This window comes from Siccirubricoccus soli (assembly GCF_024178315.1).
In the GTDB taxonomy this organism is placed as follows: Bacteria; Pseudomonadota; Alphaproteobacteria; order Acetobacterales; family Acetobacteraceae; genus Siccirubricoccus; species Siccirubricoccus soli.
Window position 1 is genome coordinate 74,986 of record NZ_JAMZIK010000009.1, and the last position, 16,291, is coordinate 91,276.

Here is a 16,291-nt window from a genome sequence, read left to right on the forward strand (position 1 = left end):
CAGCGGGTGCCGTGCGCTACCGCGCTTCCGGCGCCGCCACCAGCTTGCCGACCAGCCGGCGCACCAAGGGCAGCACCACCAGCAGGGTGGGGAAGCCGATCATCCAGGACATCGCCCAGGACACCGGCCAGGCGCGCAGGAAGGCAAGGCTCGGCCCCAGCGCCAGCAGGGTGGAAATGCCGGAGATGATGAAGGTCATCATGAGGGAGAGGAGGAAAGGCAGCAGCACCGTGGCGAATCGCGCCGGCAGTTTGCGGAAGCGGAACGGGGTCATGGGTGTGGTTTTACGGTCCTGGCGCGGCGAAGGACATGCCGCAATCGCATCCTCTCCCCGCCGGCCGCAAGCCGGCAGGGAGGCCCCAGCCGGTGCAAGCCGCCTGCCAGCCAGGCCACGCCCCGCCCGGGAGGCGCCTGTCAAACCCTTCGCCGCCCGCTCTCCCGCCGCGGCATCCCCGCGGAAGTCCGTACAAACCCCTGAGGATCCGGCGCCTCCGTCCCCTACAAAGCCGTATAGCGGGGCGTGGAAAGTGAGGACGCTTTCCTGCCCTGGTGAAAAATGCTCTAGGCTGCACCGTTCCGCATGATCAAGTACCTGGGCAGCAAGCGCGCCCTGCTCCCGCAGATCCTCTCGGCCATCGGGGCCGCCGCCCCGCCGGGGGCGCGGGTGGCGGATCTGTTCTCCGGCACCGCCCGGGTCGGCCATGCGCTGAAGACCGCCGGCTACCGGGTGCTGGCCAATGACCACAATGCCTTCGCCCACACCCTGGCCACCTGCTACGTCCAGGCGGATGCCGATCGCTGGGGCGAGACGGCGCAGCGCATCCTGGCGGATCTCGAACGCCTGCCCCCGCGCCATGGCTGGTTCACCGAGACCTATTGCATCGCCGCCCGCTACTTCCACCCGGAGAACGGCGCCCGGATCGAGGCGATGCGGGAGGGCATCGCCGCCCTCGGCGCCGAGCCGGAGCTGGAGGCGGTGCTGCTGACCGCGCTGCTGGAAGCCGCCGACCGGGTCGATTCCACCGCCGGGCTACAGATGGCCTATATGAAGCGCTGGGCGCCGCGAGCGCTGAACCCCATCCAGCTCCGCCTGCCGAAGCTGCTGCCGCGCCCGGCCGCCGGCGGCTGCGCGGCGAGCTGCGCCGAGGCGGAGGCGGCCGCGGCGGGCTTCGAGGGCGAGCTCGCCTATCTCGACCCGCCCTACAACCAGCACAGCTATCTCGGGAACTACCATCTCTGGGAGACGCTGGTGCGCTGGGACCAGCCGGAGGTGTATGGGGTGGCGATGAAGCGGGCCGATGTGCGGACCCGGCGCTCCGCCTTCAACAGCCGGCCGGGCATCGGCCCGGCGCTGGCGCGCACCATCGCGGCGCTGCGCTGCCCGCGCCTCGTCGTCTCCTTCAGCGACGAGGGCTACCTCTCCCGCCAGGCGCTGGAGGCGATGCTGGCGCCGCGCGGGCATCTGCAGGTGATCGAGATCCCCTATGGCCGCTATGTCGGCGCCAAGATCGGCATCCACAACCCGCAGGGCGAGAAGGTCGGCACGGTCGGCAGGCTGACCAACACCGAATACCTTTTCGTGGTCAGCGAGACCCGGATCGCCCTGCCCTCCTCGCAAGCCGCCTGATGCTGCGCACCGCGACGGGCTTCGGCCTGCTCGTGCTGGGGGTGCTGGGCCTGGTGCTGCCGGTGCTGCAGGGCGGGCTGTTCATCGCCCTTGGCCTCTTCGTGCTGCGCCACCGCTATGCCTGGGCCCGGCGCGCCATGGCGGCGCTGGAACGCCGCTGGCCGCACGCCATTCGGGGGGTGGAGGCGCTGGAGGCGCGGCTGATCGCCTGGGGCACCCGGCAGGGGGAGAGATTGCGCCGCTTTCTGCCATGAACCCGACGCGGCGGAGACCGTTGCAGCGCGACACGGAGATAAGGAAGGCCGCCATGACCCGCCTCGCCCTGCTCGCCTCCGCCGCGCTGCTGGCCGCGCTGCCGGCCGCCGCCCAGACCCAGCAGCAGCGCGCCCAGGCCGCCCAGGGGCAGAATGCCCAATCCGGCGTCCCCGGTGCCCGCGATACCACCACCCCGAGCGCCACCGGCAACCGTGCCGAGGCGGTTTCGGCGGAGGAATTCGTCCGGCTTGCCTCGATGAGCGACCGCTTCGAGATCGCCAGCAGCCGGCTGGCGATCGAGCGCACCCAGACCCCGCGCGTCCGGGAATTCGCGCAGCACATGATCCGCGACCATGAGAAGACGACGGCGGAGTTGCAGCGGCTGCGGCCGGAGGTGGCGGCGGCGACCGCCGCCCCGCGCGGCGCCAGCCCTGGCCCCGGCGCCGCCGGCAGCAGCGCCGCCGGCACCAGCACCGGCATGGCGCCGGCCCAGGGTGGCGGCGGCCGGGGCTCGGGGCTCGACCAGCAGCACCTGGCGCTGCTGCAGCAGCTCGACGGCGCGCCGGCGGCGCAGTTCGAGCAGGTCTACATCCGCCAGCAGCTGCAGGCGCATCAGCAGGCGGTGGATCTGTTCCGCAATTACGCGGCGTCCGGGGAGGATGCGAAGCTGCGGGAATGGGCCTCGGCGACGCTGCCCTCGCTGGAGGAGCATCTGCGGCTGGCGCGGCAGATGCAGCAGGGGGGCTGAGGGCCGGGGGCGCCAAGGGCGCCCCCGCACCCCGCCGGCCGGTCACGGCCTGGTCGTGACGGCGCCTACTCCGCCGCCAGCGTCTTCGCCCGCCAATCCCCGGGCACGGAGCGCGGCAGGCCGAGATGGTCGCGCAGCGTGGTGCCGTTGTACTCCTTGCGGTGCAGGCCGCGCCGCTGCAGCTCCGGCACCACGTATTTCACGAAATCGGCGTAGCTGCCGGGCATGATGGTGGCGGCGATGACGAAGCCGTCGCAGGCCCCGCTGGTGAACCATTCCTCCAGCTTGTCGGCGATCTCCTTCGGCCCGCCCACCATGTCCATGCGCGGGCGGCCGCGGCCGGTGGCCTGGATGAAGTCCCGCACCGTCGGGTTCTTCTTGCCCGTCGCCTGCACCACCCGGTCCCGCATGGCGTGCATGCCCTGGATGCTGGCCATCTCCTCGTCGGTGAAGGGGTCGTCCATGCCCTTGCTGGCGAAGTCGAAATTCAGCGCCTCGGAGAGCAGGGAGAGGCTGTCGATCTCGAGCGGCAGCTTGGCGATCAGCGCGGCGCGATCCTCCGCCTCCGCCTTGGTCGCGGCGCAGATCGGGTTGCAGAGCGTCGCCACCTTCACCTGGTCCGGGTCACGGCCTTCCTCCGCCACCATCCGCTTGAAGGCGGCGTAGTCGCGCTTGCCCGCCTCTACGTCGTGATAGGCGACGAAGACCAGCTCCGCCCAGCGCGCCGAGAAGCGCTTGCCGCGGCCGCTGCTGCCGGCCTGGATCAGCACCGGCCGGCCCTGCCTGCTGCGCGGCACGGTGAAGGGGCCGCGGCTCTTCAGGTAGCGCCCCTTGTAGTCCAGCCGGTGCACCTTGCTGCCGTCGCCGAAGCGGCCGGTCGCCTTGTCGAGGATGAGGGCGTCGTCCTCCCAGCTGTCCCAGTGGCCGAGCACCACCTCCACGAACTCGTCGGCGCGGTCGTAGCGCCGGTCGTGCTCCATGGTCTCGTCGCGGCCCATATTCGCCGCCTCGCCATCATTGACCGAGGTGACGATGTTCCAGGCCGCCCGCCCGCCGCTCATCAGGTCCAGCGTCTGGAACATGCGGGCGATGTGGAAGGGCTCGTGATAGGTGGTGGAGGCGGTGGAGCCGAGGCCGAGATGCTTCGTCACCGCCCCCATCATGGTCAGCACCACCACCGGGTCCATCTTCACGCAGCGGATGCCGTTCTCGATGGTGTGGACGTGGTCGCTGCCGTAGCGATCCGGCATGGAGAGCCGGTCGTCGAAGAAGCCGAGGTCGAATTTGCCCGCCTCCAGGATGCGGGCGATCTCCTGGAAATGGTCGGCGGTCAGGAAGTCCACCCGGCTCTCCGGATGCCGCCAGGAACTGGCGAAAATGGTGCAGTTCTGCGCCTGCAGGAAGCCGATGAGATGCATCTGGCGCATGGCCGTTTCCTCTTGCCCGATCGGGCGTCAGGTTCGCCCCCCGCCGCGCTTGCGTCAACGCCAGGGGGCAGGCAGCATTGCGGAAACCCAAGGAGGAACCCCACATGCTGCAACGCCGGGCAGCGCTCCGTTGCGCGCTCACCTTGTCCGCCCTTGCATTGCCCGGGCTGGCCCGTGCCCAGGCCGGCTGGCCGGAGCGGCCGCTCCGCTTCGTTATCGGTGGCTCGGCCGGCGGCGTGTCCGACATCCTCGTCCGCATCCTGGAGGGCCGGCTACGGGAAAAGCTGGGCCAGCCCCTGGTGCTGGACCCGCGGCCGGGCGCGGGCGGGATGGTCGGGGCGGAGAACGTCGCCCGCTCCCCCGGCGATGGCTACAATTTCTACATCAACCACATCGCCAGTCATGGCATCGGGCCGACGCTCTACAAGCGCCTTTCCTTCGACCCGCTGAAGGACCTGCCGGGCGTGGCCCGGCTGGCCGCCATGCCGAACGTGCTGATCGTGAAGGGGGACAGCCCGCATCGGAGCGTGAAGGAGCTGGTGGCCTATATCCGCGCCAACCCGGAGAAGGCGACCTTCTCCTCGGCCGGCACCGGCACCTCCTCCCACCTCTCCGGCGTGCTGTTCGGGCTGCGCATCGGCGTCGAGACCACGCATGTGCCCTATCGCGGCACGGCGCCCAGCATGTCCGCGGTGATGAACGGCGAGGTGCTCTTCGCCATCGACAACGCCCCGGCCAGCCGGCAGCAGGTGCTGGCGGGGATGCTGCGGGCGCTGGCCGTCTCCACCGCGCAGCGCGCCGCCACCATGCCGGAGCTGCCGAGCCTGCAGGAGGAGGGGGTGCCGGATTTCGACGTCGCCTCCTGGTACGGCATCACCGCGCCGGCGGCGACGCCGCGGCCGATCATCGAGCGGATGGGGGCGGAGCTGGTGTCGGCGCTGAAGGATCCCGGCTTCGCCCAGCGCTACCGCGAGTTCGGTGCCGAGCCGCTGCCGCTGGGTCCCGCCGAGTACGACGCCTTCATGCGGGCGGAGGTGGCGAAATGGGCGCCGGTGGTGCGGGCTTCCGGCGCTTCCGTGGAATAGCCGGCCGGCTCAGCGTGCCACCGGCGCCAGCGTGCTGTAGCCGGTCCAGAGGATCTGGATGCCGAGGCAGAGCAGGATGAAGGCGGAAAGCCGCACCACGATGTTGATGCCGCTGTCGCCGAGCCGGGCGATCAGCGGTTCGGCGAAGCGGTAGCAGACGAAAACGGTCAGGGAGATGGCGAGGATGCCGGCGAGCGCGGCCGCGGCGAGCATCGCCACCTCGGCGGGGGTGTGCTCGCTGGGCCGCTGGCTGCCGAGCGCAATGGCAACCGAGATGGAGCCGGGCCCGACGGTCAGCGGCAGGGTCAGCGGGTAGAAGGAATCGGATTCGGCCGGCCCCCCGGCGCGGCTGGCCGTCTCGCCATCGATGTCGAGGCCGGAATGCAGCAGCCGCCAGCCGAAGGCGACGAGCACCAGCCCGCCGGCGATGCGCACCACCGGCAGGGTGATGCCGAAGAAGACCAGCAGGTGGGAGCCGACGAACATCGCGCCGATGAGCAGCAGGGCGCTGTTCACCGCCACGCGGCGGGCCAGCAGGTGCCGCTCCGCCGGGGTCCGCAGCGCGGTGAGGCCAAGGAAGAGCGGCGCGCCGCCGATCGGGTTCACGATCGGGAAGAGGCCGGCATAGACCAGCAGGAAGGTGTTGGTGAGCTCGCTCACGGGACGCGCGCCGCCCCTGCCCCGCCCAGCCCCTGCATGCGACCCCGCCCCCCTGTTGCGGGCGGAGAATGCGGAATCCGGGACGCCGACGCAAAGGCCAAAGCCCCAACCCACGGGTCCGGCCTTCGGACCGGGGAGGAGTATCCTCCCCGGCGGAGGCTTGGCGGCACTGCCGCCAAGGGGCAGCGCCCCCGGTCCTGCTCCACCCGGATCATCCCGCTGCCCCACCACCCTGGCGCCCCTCGCCCGCGTGCCGGCATGATCCCCACCCCCACGGCCAGCCGAGGCGTCCACCCTGCATGACGGCCAAGTTCCGCAGCCTGGCGCTGGTCACCCTGGCCCAGCTCCTTGCCCTCTCCCTCTGGTTCTCCGGCACCGCCGCGGGGCCGGCCATGGCGCGGGACGCGCCGCTGCCGCCCGGCTTCCTCGCCTGGCTGACCGGCGGGGTGCAGGCGGGCTTCGTGCTCGGCACCCTGGCCAGCGCCGCGCTGGCCCTGCCGGACCGGCTGGACCCGAGGCGGCTGGTCGCCGCCGCCTGCCTGCTGGGGGCCGCCGCCAATGCCGCCCTGCTGCTGCTGCCGCCCGGCGATCCCTGGATGATCGCGGCGCGCGGCGCCACCGGCCTGGCGCTGGCCTGCATCTATCCGGTGGGGATGAAGCTGGCGGCGGGCTGGGCCGGGCCGCGCGACGCCGGACTGGTGGTGGGGCTCCTGGTCGGCGGGCTGACCCTCGGCTCCGGCGCGCCGCATCTGGTCAATGCACTGGGCGGGCTGGACTGGCGCCTCACGGTCGGCGCCGCCTCGCTCGGCGCGCTGCTGGGGGCGGTGCTGATCCTCGGCGTTCGGCTCGGCCCGCGCCATGCCAAGGCGCCGCCCTTCCGCCCGGGCCTGGCGCTGGAGCTGTTCCGCGGCCGCGGCACAAGGCTCGCGACCCTCGGCTATCTCGGCCATATGTGGGAGCTCTACGCGATGTGGGCCTGGATCGGCGCCTACCTGGCGGCGAGCCTCGGGGCGCCGCGCGCGGCGGGCGTCGCCACCTTTGCGGTGCTGGCGGCGGGCAGCTTCGGCTGCATCGCCGGGGGGCTGGTGGCGGACCGCATCGGCCGGCCGGAATTCACCATCTGGGCCATGGGCGTCAGCGCCGCCTGCTGCCTGCTGGCGGGGCCGGCCTTCGGCGGGCCGACCTGGCTGGTGGTGGCGCTGGGCCTGGTCTGGGGCGCGGCGGCGGTGGCGGATTCCGCGCAATTCTCAGCCACCGTCGCGGAATACGCGCCGCCCGGCCTCGCCGGCACCATGCTGACGGTGCAGACCAGCCTGGGCTTCGCCCTCACCCTGCCGGCCATCCACCTGATGCCGGCGATGGAAGCCTGGCTGGGCTGGGGCGGCGGTGCCTTCGCGGTGCTGGCGGCGGGGCCGCTGCTGGGCTGCGTGGCGATGGCGCGGCTGGTGCGCCGGCGGCCGGCGCGGGCGTGATACCCGGCTTGGAGAGGCCCAGCCTTCCGGGCCGGGCATCGCGCGCAGGGTTGGTGTAGCGGCTGGGCGCCCTCAAGGCTTGTTAGAGATTGGGCATCGGGTCGGTCTGGCGGGTCTTTTTCGCACTGGGAGCGTCGGTCGGCTTGCCAAGGCACCAGCCTTGGCAAGCCGCCCTCCTGCAGCACACAAATCCCTCGCCAGTCCTCCGCCTCGCCCGGTCCCTAACAGGCCCTAGCCCTACATTGGTCGGCCTGTCGCGCGGCCGGTATAAGCGGCCTATTCGGCGGTGCGCATAGCCCAGCTGGCATGCCGGACGCCCGACATGCGGGACAGCGCGGCCTCGATGGCGTCCAGCTCCGCCCCCACGGCGACGGTGACGCCGAGGATGACGACCAGCTCCGTCGTCCCGTCGGAGCGCTCCTCGGTGCGGGTCTCGCGGATCGGGTAGCCCTTGGCGTCCAGCGCCTCCAGCGCCGCCGCCCGCACCTCGCCCAGCCGCTCATCGGCGACGATGGCCTGGATCTCGTAGGTCGCCTCGGTCGCGGCCTCGCGCAGCGGGCGGCGGTTCAGCGCCTCGGAGAGCGGGCGGAGCGCGGTGTTCGCCAGCAGCACCAGCAGGGCGATCAGCACGGATTCGGCGACCAGGTCGCTCCCCGCCGCCGCCCCCACCGCGGCGGAGCCCCAGAGAGTCGCCGCGGTGTTCAGGCCGCGGATGTTCAGCCCCTCCTTCATGATCGCCCCGGCGCCGAGGAAGCCGACGCCGGAGACGACATAGGAGATGACCCGCACCGCCCCGCCCGCGCCATCCAGCCGCATGGCGCCATCGACGAAGGCGGCAGCGCCGAGCGCCACCAGCACATTGGTGCGCAGCCCCGCCGTGCGCTGGCGGTATTGCCGCTCCGCCCCGATCAGCGTGCCGAGCAGAAAGGCGGTGGCGAGGCTGACGACGCTGTCGAGGAAGGGCAGCAGCGCGAAGCTCTTGACGGCGGCGAGCTGCTGCATGCTTGGATCCTAGACAGAGGCTCAGGGGTTCAGGGCCTTTCGGCCCTCGCGGGAAGGCGCTCGGGGAAGGGCAGCGCCCTTCCCCGGCGCCCGAATCAGGCACGCCCCCGGATCTTCTCCGCTGCACGCTCCGCCGTCATCAGCACTGCCGGGTGAATATTCGATGACGGCATGAAGGGAAACACCGAGGCATCCACCACCCTGAGCCCCTCCACCCCGCGCACGCGCAGTTCCGTGTCCACCACCGCCCTGTCATCCGTGCCCATGCGGTTGGTGCCGCAGGGGTGGTAGACGGTGGTGCCGCTGGTCCGCAGGTAGTCGAGGAAGGCGTCGTCGCCCTGCGTCGCCGGGCCGGGCGAGACCTCCTCCTCCACCAGCCCGGCGAAGGGGTTGGTGGCGGCGATCTTCCGCGCCAGCTTCGCCGCCTCCAGCATCACCCGCACATCGCCCGGATGCGTCAGGTAATTCGCCCGGATGCGCGGCTTGTCCTCGACGCGCGGGCTGCGCAGCGTGATCTCGCCCCGGCTGTCCGGCCGGCACTGGCAGAAATTGAAGGTGAAGCCGGGATGCTTCGCCAGCTTGCTGGCCGAAAGCGCCTGGTTGGAGGTGTCCAGGCTGAAATTGACGAATTGGAACTGTACCTCCGGCTCCTCGGAGCCCGGCAGAACGCGGGCGAAGAGGCTGGCCTCGGAGGCGCCGATCGTCATGTGGCCGCGACGGCGCAGCGCCCAGTCCAGCCCCATCTTCGCGGTCTTCAGGGGGTTGGCCAGGGTCTCGTTCAGGCTGTCCACCGGCCTGGTGCGGAAGGCGAGGCGGACCATGAAGTGGTCCTGCAGGTTGCGCCCCACCTCCGGCGCATGGTGCACCGTCTCGATCCCGAGGCCCTGCAGCGCCGCGCCGTCGCCGATGCCGGAGAGCATGAGGAGCTTCGGGCTTTCGATGGCGCCGGCGGAGAGGATCACCTCCCGCCGCGCCCGCCAGGTCTCCTCCTGGCCCGCGGCATTGCGCACGACGACGCCGACGGCCCGCCTGCCCTCGAAGATCAGGCGAAGGCCGAGGCGCTCCGTCTCCACCCGCAGATTCGGCCGCTTCAAAGCGGGGCGCAGATAGCCGGTGGCCGGCGACCAGCGCACCCCGTTATGGACATTGAGCTGGTTGGGCGCGACGCCCTCGAACCACTCGCCATTATTGTCCAGGTTGCGGGGGAAGCCGAGATTCACGCAGGTCTCGACGAAGGCGCGGCAGCCGGGGGTGGGCGCCGGGACTTCCGCGATCTGCATCGGGCCGTCCGTGCCGCGGTATTCGCTCTCCGGCCTGTGGAAGGTCTCCAGCTTGCGGAAGGCCGGCAGGCAGTCCTCATAGCTCCAGCCGCGGGCGCCGCTCTGCGCCCAGCGGTCGTAGTCGCGCGGGGAGCCGCGGAGGAAGACCAGGCCGTTGACGCTGCCGGAGCCGCCGATGACCCGGCCGCGCGGCCAGTAGACGCTGCGGCCGCCCAGCTCGGGCTCGCCCTCCGTCTGGTAGTTCCAATCGAATTTGCGGGTGACGTAGAGCCGGGCGAAGCCCATGGGGATGTGGATCCAGGGGTTGGTGTCCCAGGGCCCGGCCTCCAGCAGCGCCACCTGGGCGCCCGGATCCTCCGAGAGCCTCGCGGCCAGCACGCAGCCGGCGGAGCCCCCGCCCAGGATCACGTAATCCGCTTCCGGCATGAAGCCGTTCCCTCCTTTTATGTCACCACCCATCACGCCATGGGGCGGCGGGGGCGGCAAGCCGTCCGGGGCGGCGCTGCCGTCCCGATTCCGCCATTTTGCGACGGCACATTCCGGAAGTGACCCGACGCCGCCTGATCTTCGCCCTGCTGCTCCTGCTGCTCACCGCCCTGCAGCTCGGCCTCGCCGCGCGCGTCATGGCGCCGGGGGGCTGGACGGCGTGGGAGGTGCTGGGCTTCCTCTGCTTCGCCGGCACCGCGCCCTGGACCGCGCTCTGCGCCGCCAATGGCCTGATCGGGCTGGCGCTGCTGCTGCTCTCGCCCGACCCGCCGGCGGCGGTGCTGCCGGCGCTGCGGCGGGCGGCGCCAAGGGGGGCAGGCCCGGCGCCCAGGCTCGGCACGGCCATCGTCATCTGCATCCGCAACGAGGAGATGGGGGCGGTGCTGGCGCCGCTGGCGCGGCTGCTGGACGGGCTGGCGGCGGCCGGGGCGGCGGGGCGCTTCACCCCCTGGCTGCTGTCGGACACCCAGGACCCGGCGCTGGCGGCGGCGGAGGAGGCAGCGGTGGCGGCGTTCCGGGAGAGCTACCCCGCCACGCGCTACCGGCGGCGCGCCGCGAATACCGGCTTCAAGGCCGGCAACATCATGGAATTCCTGGACCGCCACGCCCAGGGCTGCGACCTCATGCTGTGCCTCGACGCGGATAGCGAGATGTCGGCGGCGGCGGTGCTGCGGCTGGTGGCCTGCATGGAGGCGGATCACCGCCTTGCCATCCTGCAGCAGCTCATCGTCGGGCGGCCGGCGGCGGCGGCCTTCCCGCGGCTGTTCCAGTTCGGCATGCGGGCGGGGATGCGGGCCTGGGCAACCGGGCAGGCCTGGTGGCAGGGGGATGAGGGCCCCTACTGGGGCCATAACGCGCTGATCCGCATCGAGCCCTTCCGCCGCCATGCGCGGCTGGAGACGCTGCCGGATGGCAGCCCCATCCTGAGCCATGACCAGGTGGAGGCGGTGCGGCTGCACGCCGCCGGCTGGAAGGTCTGCTGCCTGCCGGAGGAAGCGGGCAGCCTGGAGGGCAATCCCCCTGCCCTGCCGGAATTCATGGCGCGCGACCTGCGCTGGGCGGCGGGCAACATGCAGTACTGGCACCTGCTGCGCCTGCCGGGGATGACGGCGATGGGAAGCTGGCAGCTGCTGCAGGCGATCCTGCTGTTCCTCGGCGCGCCGCTCTGGGTGGGGGTGCTGGTCGCCGCCGTGCTGAATGCCGCGACCGGGGGCGGCGCCGCGGTGCCGGCGGGGGCGCTGGCGGCGCTGCTGGGGGTGACCTGGGGGATGCTCTACGCCCCCAAGCTCTCCGGCTATGCGGAGGTGCTGCTGCGGCCGGCGCTGGCGGCCCGCTATGGCGGGCGGCTGGCCTTCCTGCGCGGCGCGGCGGCGGAGCTGGCCTTCACCGCGCTGCTGGACCCGGTCAGCCTGTTCAACAAGGCGATGTTCCTGGCGCGGCTGCCCTTCGGCGGCGGCCAGGGCTGGGCGCCGCAGAACCGGGCGGCGCGCGGGGTGGGCTGGGGCGATGCGGCCAGGCTGCTCTGGCCGCATACGCTGTTCGGCCTCGGGGTGTTCGGGCTGCTGCTCTGGGCGGCGCCCGGGGCGGCGCTCTGGGCGCTGCCCTTCGCGGGGGGGCTGGTGGCGGCGGTGCCGTTCTGCGTGCTGACCGCCTCGCCACGGGTTTCGGCCAGGCTGCGGCGGGCGAGGCTGGCGGCGACGCCGGAGGAGCTGGGGGAGGCGCTGGCGGCGGCGGAATAGGCACCCACGGGTTTGTGTCTTCCCGCCATGCCCGTCCTCGGCTGGCTTGCAATGCGCGGAACCGGCGCGGGAGGGGGACGGGCTGGCATGCATGACACGGCGATGGCGTGCGGCGCCGCCTTCTTCGCGGCCTATCTCGGGGCTGGCCCGGCACGGGTGCTGGATATTGGCGCGGCGGATGTGAATGGCAGCCTGCGCAGCGTGGCGCCGCCCGGCACCACCTATGTCGGGGCCGATCTCGGCCCGGACCGCGGCGTCGATGTGGTCGTCGCGCCCGGCGCCCCGCTGCCCTTCGCGCCGGAAAGCTTCGACGCGGTCATCGCCACCTCCTGCTTCGAACACGACCCGGCCTTCTGGCTGACCTTCCTGCACATGGCGGAGGTGCTGCGGCCGGGCGGGCATCTCTATCTCAACATGCCCTCGAACGGCGCCTATCACGGCTATCCGGGCGATGTCTGGCGGTTCTACCCGGATGCCGGGCTGGCGCTGGCCGAATGGGCGCGCCGCCAGGGCGTGGCGATGCAGCTGGTGGAAAGCGGCACGCTGCCCCGCGGGGTGGACGGGTGGAACGACTTCGTCGTGGTCTGCGTGAAGGCGCCGGTGGCACCGCCTCGCCAGGCCTATCTGCTGGACCGTTTTCCTGCCGCGCGGAATTGCCGCCGGCATGACCGGGAGGGTTTCACCAACGCGACCGCTCTGCCGGAGGACTGGGAGATCCAGCAGCGGCTGGAAGCTGCGCTGCGGGAGGCGCAGGCGGAGAACGCCGCCCTGCGGGCGAGGCTGGCGGCGCTGGAACAGGGCGGATCGCCTTAGGCGGCATCGCCCGAAAGCGTGAATCTGCCCTGCCCGCGAAGGCCTGGAGCGGCTTCGGCGAGCGCTTGTGAACCGAAGCCGCTCCGGCCCTCAACCGATCCGCCGCCAGCCCTCATACACCGTCTCCCGCGCGATCCTGCCGGCGCGCATGGCGAACACGTGCAGCAGCCGCAGCTCCACGCGGCTGCCGACCGGGAGCGGCGCATTCTCGAAGCCCTCGGCCACCAGGCGGAAGCGCACCAGGCACTCATCCACCACGCGGTCGCGCGTGGCGAAGCGCTGGATGGGCTCGATCTCCACCTCCGCCATGGCGGCGAACATGCGGCGGTAATTCGCCTCGATCGCCGCATGGCTGGTGAGGGTGAGGCCGCGGCTCGGCATCTCCAGCACCACGTCCTCGGTATAGAGGCCGAGCACGCTGGCAGGGTCCTGCGCCTCTCCCTTGATGTGGGCATCGACGGTGGCGAGGTTGGCGGCGATGGGGTCCATGGCGGGCTCCGAGGTCGTCAGTCTGCCTGACCGATATAGACAGATAACCTGTCTATATGTCAAATGCGAAGATGTCGGACCGCAACATCACCGCCGCCCGCCGCACCCTCGGCTTCCTCCTGCGCCAACCCTATGAGCGGATGCAGCGGGAGGTCTATGGCGGGCTGGCGGCGCGTGGCTTCCCGGATATCCGGCCGGCGCACAGCGCGGTGTTCCGCCACATCGCGGCCGGCGGCTCCCGCCTGACCGTGCTGGCGGAGCAGGCCGGCATGACCAAGCAGAGCATGGCCTATCTGGTGGAGGGGCTGGCGGAGGGCGGCTATCTGGTGACGGCGCCGGACCCGACGGATGGCCGCGCCCGGCTGGTGAAGCTGACGGCGCGCGGCCGGCGCGTCTGGGACGCGCTGATCGCCCTCTCCGCCGAGGCCGAGGCCCGCATTGCCGCGCGCGTCGGGCCGGCCCGGCTGGCCGAGCTGCGGGCGATCCTGGAGGAGCTGGCCGAGCCCTGATTCATGGTTTCCAAGGGCCTTTCGGCCTTTGGCGGAGGGAGCACGAGGGAGGCAGAGCCTCCCTCGTCAGTGTCACCCGCGATTCGCCCGCTCGAAATTCCGCAGCGCCACGTTGCCGCGCCGGTTCGCCGCCTCCAGCGCCGCCTGCGCGCCCTGCTGCCCCTGCAGCGCCTTCTCCAGCTCCTCCTGGATGATGTTCCGCACCTCCACGAAATTGCCCAGGCGGAAGCCCTTGCTGTTCGGCGTCGGTTCGGCGCGGGAGAGCTGGATGACGGCGGCGTCGGCGCCCGGGTTCTGCTGGTAGTACCCCTCCGCCTTCGCCTTCTCATAGGCGGCGAGGGTGATCGGCACATAGCCGGTGTTCTTGTGCCACCAGAGGTCCATGTCGACCTCCGAGATGAAGCGGAAGAACTCCGCGACGCCCCGGTACTCGTTCACCGGCCGGTTGCGGCCGGAAAGCGCCCAGAGGCTGGCGCCGCCGATGACGCCATTCTTCGGCGCCTGGATCACGTCGTCATGGTAGGGCAGCGGCACGGAGATCCACTTGAACCGCGCCTCCCGCTCCACCCGCGCGCGGTTGCCGGCGGAGTTGAAGCTGATGGCCGCCTCGCCGGAGGGGAAGACGCCATCCGCCGCATTGTCCCGCCCGCCATAGCGGAACAGCCCGTCCTTCTGCAGGGCGAGGATGAAGTCCAGGTTCTTGCGGAAGAACGGGCTGGTGATCTGCAGCTCGGTGTCCAGCCCCTCGAAGCCGTTGGACTTCGTGGAGAAGGGCACGTCGTGGATCGCCGCCATCTGCTCGAACAGGATCCAGGTCGGCCAGGTGGTGGTGATGGCGACCGGCGCGGCGTTGGCGGCCTTGATCTTCTCCGCCGCGGCGCGGACCTGCTTCCAGGTCTTCGGCAGGTCGGTGGTGGAGAGCCCGGCCTTCTCGAAGGCATCCAGGTTGAGCCACATGATGGCCGAGGAGGAATTGTAGGGCATGGAGATCAGCCGCCCTTGCGTGTCGCTGTAGTAGCCGCGCACGCCGGGGATGTAGCGGGCCGGGTCCAGCTCCACCCCCGCCTCGGCCAGGAGCTGGTGCACCGGGCGGATGGCGGGGCCGGCGGCCATCATCGTCGCCGTCCCCACCTCGAACACCTGGGCGATGTGGGGCGGGTTGCCGGCGCGCCAGGCGGCGATGGCGCCGGTCATGGTGTCGATGTAGCTGCCCTTGAAGCTGCCGACGACGGTGTAGCGGTCCTGGCTCTCGTTGAACCGCTTCACCTGCTCCGCCACCCGCTCCCCGAGCGGGCCGGCCAGGCCGTACCAGTAGTGGATCTCCGTCCGGCCTTGCGCGCCGGCGAGGTGCGGCGCGGCGAGCCCGAAGGCAGTGGCGGCAAGCAGGCTGCGGCGCTGCAGCATGGCGCAATCTCCCTGGAGATTCTGGATGGGCGGCGAGGTAGCCGCCGGGTATGGCGACGACGTTACAGAAAAACGTCAGTTGGATGAAGCGGGCGGCTTCTCCCCCACCAGCTTCGCGTAGAGCTCGGGGTCGGTCGCGCCCTCGGTGCCGAACAGCAGCACGCGGCTGTCCTCCTCGAGACCCAGCGCGGCGCGGCCGAAGCCCTCCCGCGCCGCCAGCAGCAGGCCAGCAAGGCCGGCGACCGCGCTCTCCCCGGCCACCACCTTCGGGCTGCGGGCGGCCAGCAGCTTCATGGCATCCACGGCGGCAGCGTCCGGGACGGCCATGAAGGCGAAGGCGGCGCGCTCCAGCTCCTGCCACGCCAGCAGCGAGGGCTCGCCGCAGGCAAGGCCGGCCATCAGCGTGTCCAGCTCGCCCTCGATGGCGGTAGGGGCGCCGGCCTCGGCGCTGGCCAGCAGGCAGGCGGCCGCCTCCGGCTCCACCACCACCAGCTTCGGCACCTGCCCGGGATAGCGGGCGCGCATCTGGGCGGAGACGGCGGCGGCGACGCCGCCGACGCCGCCCTGGACGAAGACATGGGTGGGCGGGGCGGGCAGCGCCTCCGCCGCCTCCTCCGCCATCACCCGGTAGCCCTGCATCACGTCGCGCGGCACTTCGGTATAGCCGGGGTAGGAGGTGTCGGAGACGACGAACCAGCCCTCCTTCTCCGCCGTTCTCTGCGCCTCCCGCACCGAGTCGTCGTAATTGCCGGGCACCACGCGGATGGTGGCGCCATAGGCGGCGATGGCGTCGCGCCGCCCCTGGCTGACATGCTCATGCACGAAGATCACGCAGCGCGCGCCGAAGCGCTGCGCGCCCCAGGCGACGCTGCGGCCATGGTTGCCATCCGTGGCGCAGGTGACGGTGATCTTCTGGGCGGCCTCCTTGTACTTGCCCTCGGCCAGCTCCGCGGCGGTGGCGGCCGGGGCGATGTCGCGCTTCGCCAGCTCCACCTGCAGCAGCCGCATCACCGCATAGGCGCCGCCCAGCGCCTTGAAGCTGCCGAGGCCGAAGCGGCCGCCCTCATCCTTGTAGTGAACGGCGGCCACCCGCGCGGCCGTGGCCACATCCGGCAGCTTGTGGAGCGGCGTCGCGGCATAGCCGGGCCAGGAGGCGATCTCCTCCTGCGCGCGGCGGAAGCCGGCCTCGGGCAGGGTGACGAGGCCGGGCGTGCCGTGATGGCGGTTGAGAAGCAGCCGGTAGGGGCGGCGGGGGAAGCTCAGGCTCATGGCCGCAGTATATCGCGCGCCGGCGG

Annotated in this window: 16 protein-coding genes; 8 read left to right on the top strand and 8 right to left on the bottom strand. The window is 71.7% G+C overall.

What is annotated here, in order from left to right:
* Positions 1-16 precede the first annotated feature (16 nt).
* Positions 17-274 (bottom strand): DUF2798 domain-containing protein, encoded by a 258-nt coding sequence (locus NJ376_RS01800; protein ID WP_252951497.1) that lies wholly within the window; start codon positions 272-274, stop codon positions 17-19.
* Between the two features lie 306 nt (positions 275-580).
* Between NJ376_RS01800 and NJ376_RS01805 the strand changes: the two genes are divergently transcribed.
* The 3 genes from NJ376_RS01805 to NJ376_RS01815 are packed head-to-tail and all read left to right on the top strand — an operon-like array spanning position 581 to position 2,630.
* Complete coding sequence (locus NJ376_RS01805) at positions 581-1,627, top strand: DNA adenine methylase (RefSeq protein ID WP_252951498.1); 1,047 nt, start codon at positions 581-583, stop codon at positions 1,625-1,627.
* Positions 1,627-1,881 carry a PGPGW domain-containing protein gene (locus NJ376_RS01810; RefSeq protein WP_252951499.1) on the top strand — a complete coding sequence of 85 codons (255 nt, stop codon included), beginning with the start codon at positions 1,627-1,629 and terminating at the stop codon, positions 1,879-1,881. The genes NJ376_RS01805 and NJ376_RS01810 overlap by 1 nt, the downstream gene beginning before the upstream one ends.
* 53 nt (positions 1,882-1,934) lie before the next feature.
* Positions 1,935-2,630 carry a DUF4142 domain-containing protein gene (locus NJ376_RS01815; RefSeq protein ID WP_252951500.1) on the top strand — a complete coding sequence of 232 codons (696 nt, stop codon included), beginning with the start codon at positions 1,935-1,937 and terminating at the stop codon, positions 2,628-2,630.
* Between the two features lie 65 nt (positions 2,631-2,695).
* Here NJ376_RS01815 and NJ376_RS01820 read toward each other — a convergent pair whose 3' ends face one another.
* A complete protein-coding gene (locus NJ376_RS01820) occupies positions 2,696-4,057 on the bottom strand; it encodes an LLM class flavin-dependent oxidoreductase (protein ID WP_252951501.1) in 1,362 nt (453 codons plus the stop codon).
* A gap of 104 nt (positions 4,058-4,161) precedes the next feature.
* Here NJ376_RS01820 and NJ376_RS01825 point away from each other — a divergent pair, with 104 nt between their 5' ends.
* A complete protein-coding gene (locus NJ376_RS01825) occupies positions 4,162-5,142 on the top strand; it encodes a Bug family tripartite tricarboxylate transporter substrate binding protein (RefSeq protein ID WP_252951502.1) in 981 nt (326 codons plus the stop codon).
* Between the two features lie 9 nt (positions 5,143-5,151).
* Here NJ376_RS01825 and NJ376_RS01830 read toward each other — a convergent pair whose 3' ends face one another.
* On the bottom strand, positions 5,152-5,802 hold the full coding sequence (locus NJ376_RS01830; protein WP_252951503.1) for a MarC family protein: 651 nt from the start codon (positions 5,800-5,802) through the stop codon (positions 5,152-5,154).
* Between the two features lie 299 nt (positions 5,803-6,101).
* On the opposite strand from NJ376_RS01830, the gene NJ376_RS01835 reads away from it, so the two are divergent.
* Entirely contained in the window at positions 6,102-7,274 is a 1,173-nt protein-coding gene (locus NJ376_RS01835) for an MFS transporter (protein ID WP_252951504.1), read from the top strand.
* Positions 7,275-7,550: 276 nt separating this feature from the next.
* Here NJ376_RS01835 and NJ376_RS01840 read toward each other — a convergent pair whose 3' ends face one another.
* Both NJ376_RS01840 and NJ376_RS01845 read right to left on the bottom strand, forming a co-directional pair.
* A complete protein-coding gene (locus tag NJ376_RS01840; RefSeq protein WP_252951505.1) occupies positions 7,551-8,276 on the bottom strand; it encodes an MgtC/SapB family protein in 726 nt (241 codons plus the stop codon).
* 95 nt (positions 8,277-8,371) lie between these two features.
* Positions 8,372-9,982: a GMC family oxidoreductase gene (locus NJ376_RS01845; protein ID WP_252951506.1), complete on the bottom strand. Its 1,611-nt coding sequence runs from the start codon at positions 9,980-9,982 to the stop codon at positions 8,372-8,374.
* A 98-nt stretch (positions 9,983-10,080) separates the two neighbouring features.
* Here NJ376_RS01845 and mdoH point away from each other — a divergent pair, with 98 nt between their 5' ends.
* Positions 10,081-11,781: a glucans biosynthesis glucosyltransferase MdoH gene (mdoH, locus tag NJ376_RS01850; protein ID WP_256476090.1), complete on the top strand. Its 1,701-nt coding sequence runs from the start codon at positions 10,081-10,083 to the stop codon at positions 11,779-11,781.
* An 87-nt stretch (positions 11,782-11,868) separates the two neighbouring features.
* Positions 11,869-12,594 carry a class I SAM-dependent methyltransferase gene (locus NJ376_RS01855; protein ID WP_252951508.1) on the top strand — a complete coding sequence of 242 codons (726 nt, stop codon included), beginning with the start codon at positions 11,869-11,871 and terminating at the stop codon, positions 12,592-12,594.
* Positions 12,595-12,684: 90 nt separating this feature from the next.
* Here NJ376_RS01855 and NJ376_RS01860 read toward each other — a convergent pair whose 3' ends face one another.
* Positions 12,685-13,083 carry a nuclear transport factor 2 family protein gene (locus tag NJ376_RS01860; protein WP_252951509.1) on the bottom strand — a complete coding sequence of 133 codons (399 nt, stop codon included), beginning with the start codon at positions 13,081-13,083 and terminating at the stop codon, positions 12,685-12,687.
* Positions 13,084-13,139: 56 nt separating this feature from the next.
* Between NJ376_RS01860 and NJ376_RS01865 the strand changes: the two genes are divergently transcribed.
* Complete coding sequence (locus tag NJ376_RS01865; protein ID WP_252951510.1) at positions 13,140-13,592, top strand: MarR family winged helix-turn-helix transcriptional regulator; 453 nt, start codon at positions 13,140-13,142, stop codon at positions 13,590-13,592.
* Between the two features lie 72 nt (positions 13,593-13,664).
* Here NJ376_RS01865 and ugpB read toward each other — a convergent pair whose 3' ends face one another.
* Both ugpB and NJ376_RS01875 read right to left on the bottom strand, forming a co-directional pair.
* Positions 13,665-14,996, bottom strand: coding sequence for a sn-glycerol-3-phosphate ABC transporter substrate-binding protein UgpB (ugpB, locus tag NJ376_RS01870; RefSeq protein ID WP_252951511.1), 1,332 nt, complete (start codon positions 14,994-14,996; stop codon positions 13,665-13,667).
* A 75-nt stretch (positions 14,997-15,071) separates the two neighbouring features.
* Positions 15,072-16,265, bottom strand: a complete 1,194-nt coding sequence (locus tag NJ376_RS01875; RefSeq protein ID WP_252951512.1) for a diaminopropionate ammonia-lyase — start codon at positions 16,263-16,265, stop codon at positions 15,072-15,074.
* Between the last annotated feature and the right edge of the window lie 26 nt (positions 16,266-16,291).

Bases quoted from the DNA above. Each gene is read 5' to 3' on its own strand.
- NJ376_RS01800 (WP_252951497.1), bottom strand. From the start codon at position 274: ATGACCCCGTTCCGCTTCCGCAAACTGCCGGCGCGATTCGCCACGGTG.
- NJ376_RS01805 (WP_252951498.1), top strand. From the start codon at position 581: ATGATCAAGTACCTGGGCAGCAAGCGCGCCCTGCTCCCGCAGATCCTC.
- NJ376_RS01810 (WP_252951499.1), top strand. From the start codon at position 1,627: ATGCTGCGCACCGCGACGGGCTTCGGCCTGCTCGTGCTGGGGGTGCTG.
- NJ376_RS01815 (WP_252951500.1), top strand. From the start codon at position 1,935: ATGACCCGCCTCGCCCTGCTCGCCTCCGCCGCGCTGCTGGCCGCGCTG.
- NJ376_RS01820 (WP_252951501.1), bottom strand. From the start codon at position 4,057: ATGCGCCAGATGCATCTCATCGGCTTCCTGCAGGCGCAGAACTGCACC.
- NJ376_RS01825 (WP_252951502.1), top strand. From the start codon at position 4,162: ATGCTGCAACGCCGGGCAGCGCTCCGTTGCGCGCTCACCTTGTCCGCC.
- NJ376_RS01835 (WP_252951504.1), top strand. From the start codon at position 6,102: ATGACGGCCAAGTTCCGCAGCCTGGCGCTGGTCACCCTGGCCCAGCTC.
- NJ376_RS01840 (WP_252951505.1), bottom strand. From the start codon at position 8,276: ATGCAGCAGCTCGCCGCCGTCAAGAGCTTCGCGCTGCTGCCCTTCCTC.
- NJ376_RS01845 (WP_252951506.1), bottom strand. From the start codon at position 9,982: ATGCCGGAAGCGGATTACGTGATCCTGGGCGGGGGCTCCGCCGGCTGC.
- NJ376_RS01855 (WP_252951508.1), top strand. From the start codon at position 11,869: ATGCATGACACGGCGATGGCGTGCGGCGCCGCCTTCTTCGCGGCCTAT.
- NJ376_RS01860 (WP_252951509.1), bottom strand. From the start codon at position 13,083: ATGGACCCCATCGCCGCCAACCTCGCCACCGTCGATGCCCACATCAAG.
- NJ376_RS01865 (WP_252951510.1), top strand. From the start codon at position 13,140: ATGTCAAATGCGAAGATGTCGGACCGCAACATCACCGCCGCCCGCCGC.
- ugpB (WP_252951511.1), bottom strand. From the start codon at position 14,996: ATGCTGCAGCGCCGCAGCCTGCTTGCCGCCACTGCCTTCGGGCTCGCC.
- NJ376_RS01875 (WP_252951512.1), bottom strand. From the start codon at position 16,265: ATGAGCCTGAGCTTCCCCCGCCGCCCCTACCGGCTGCTTCTCAACCGC.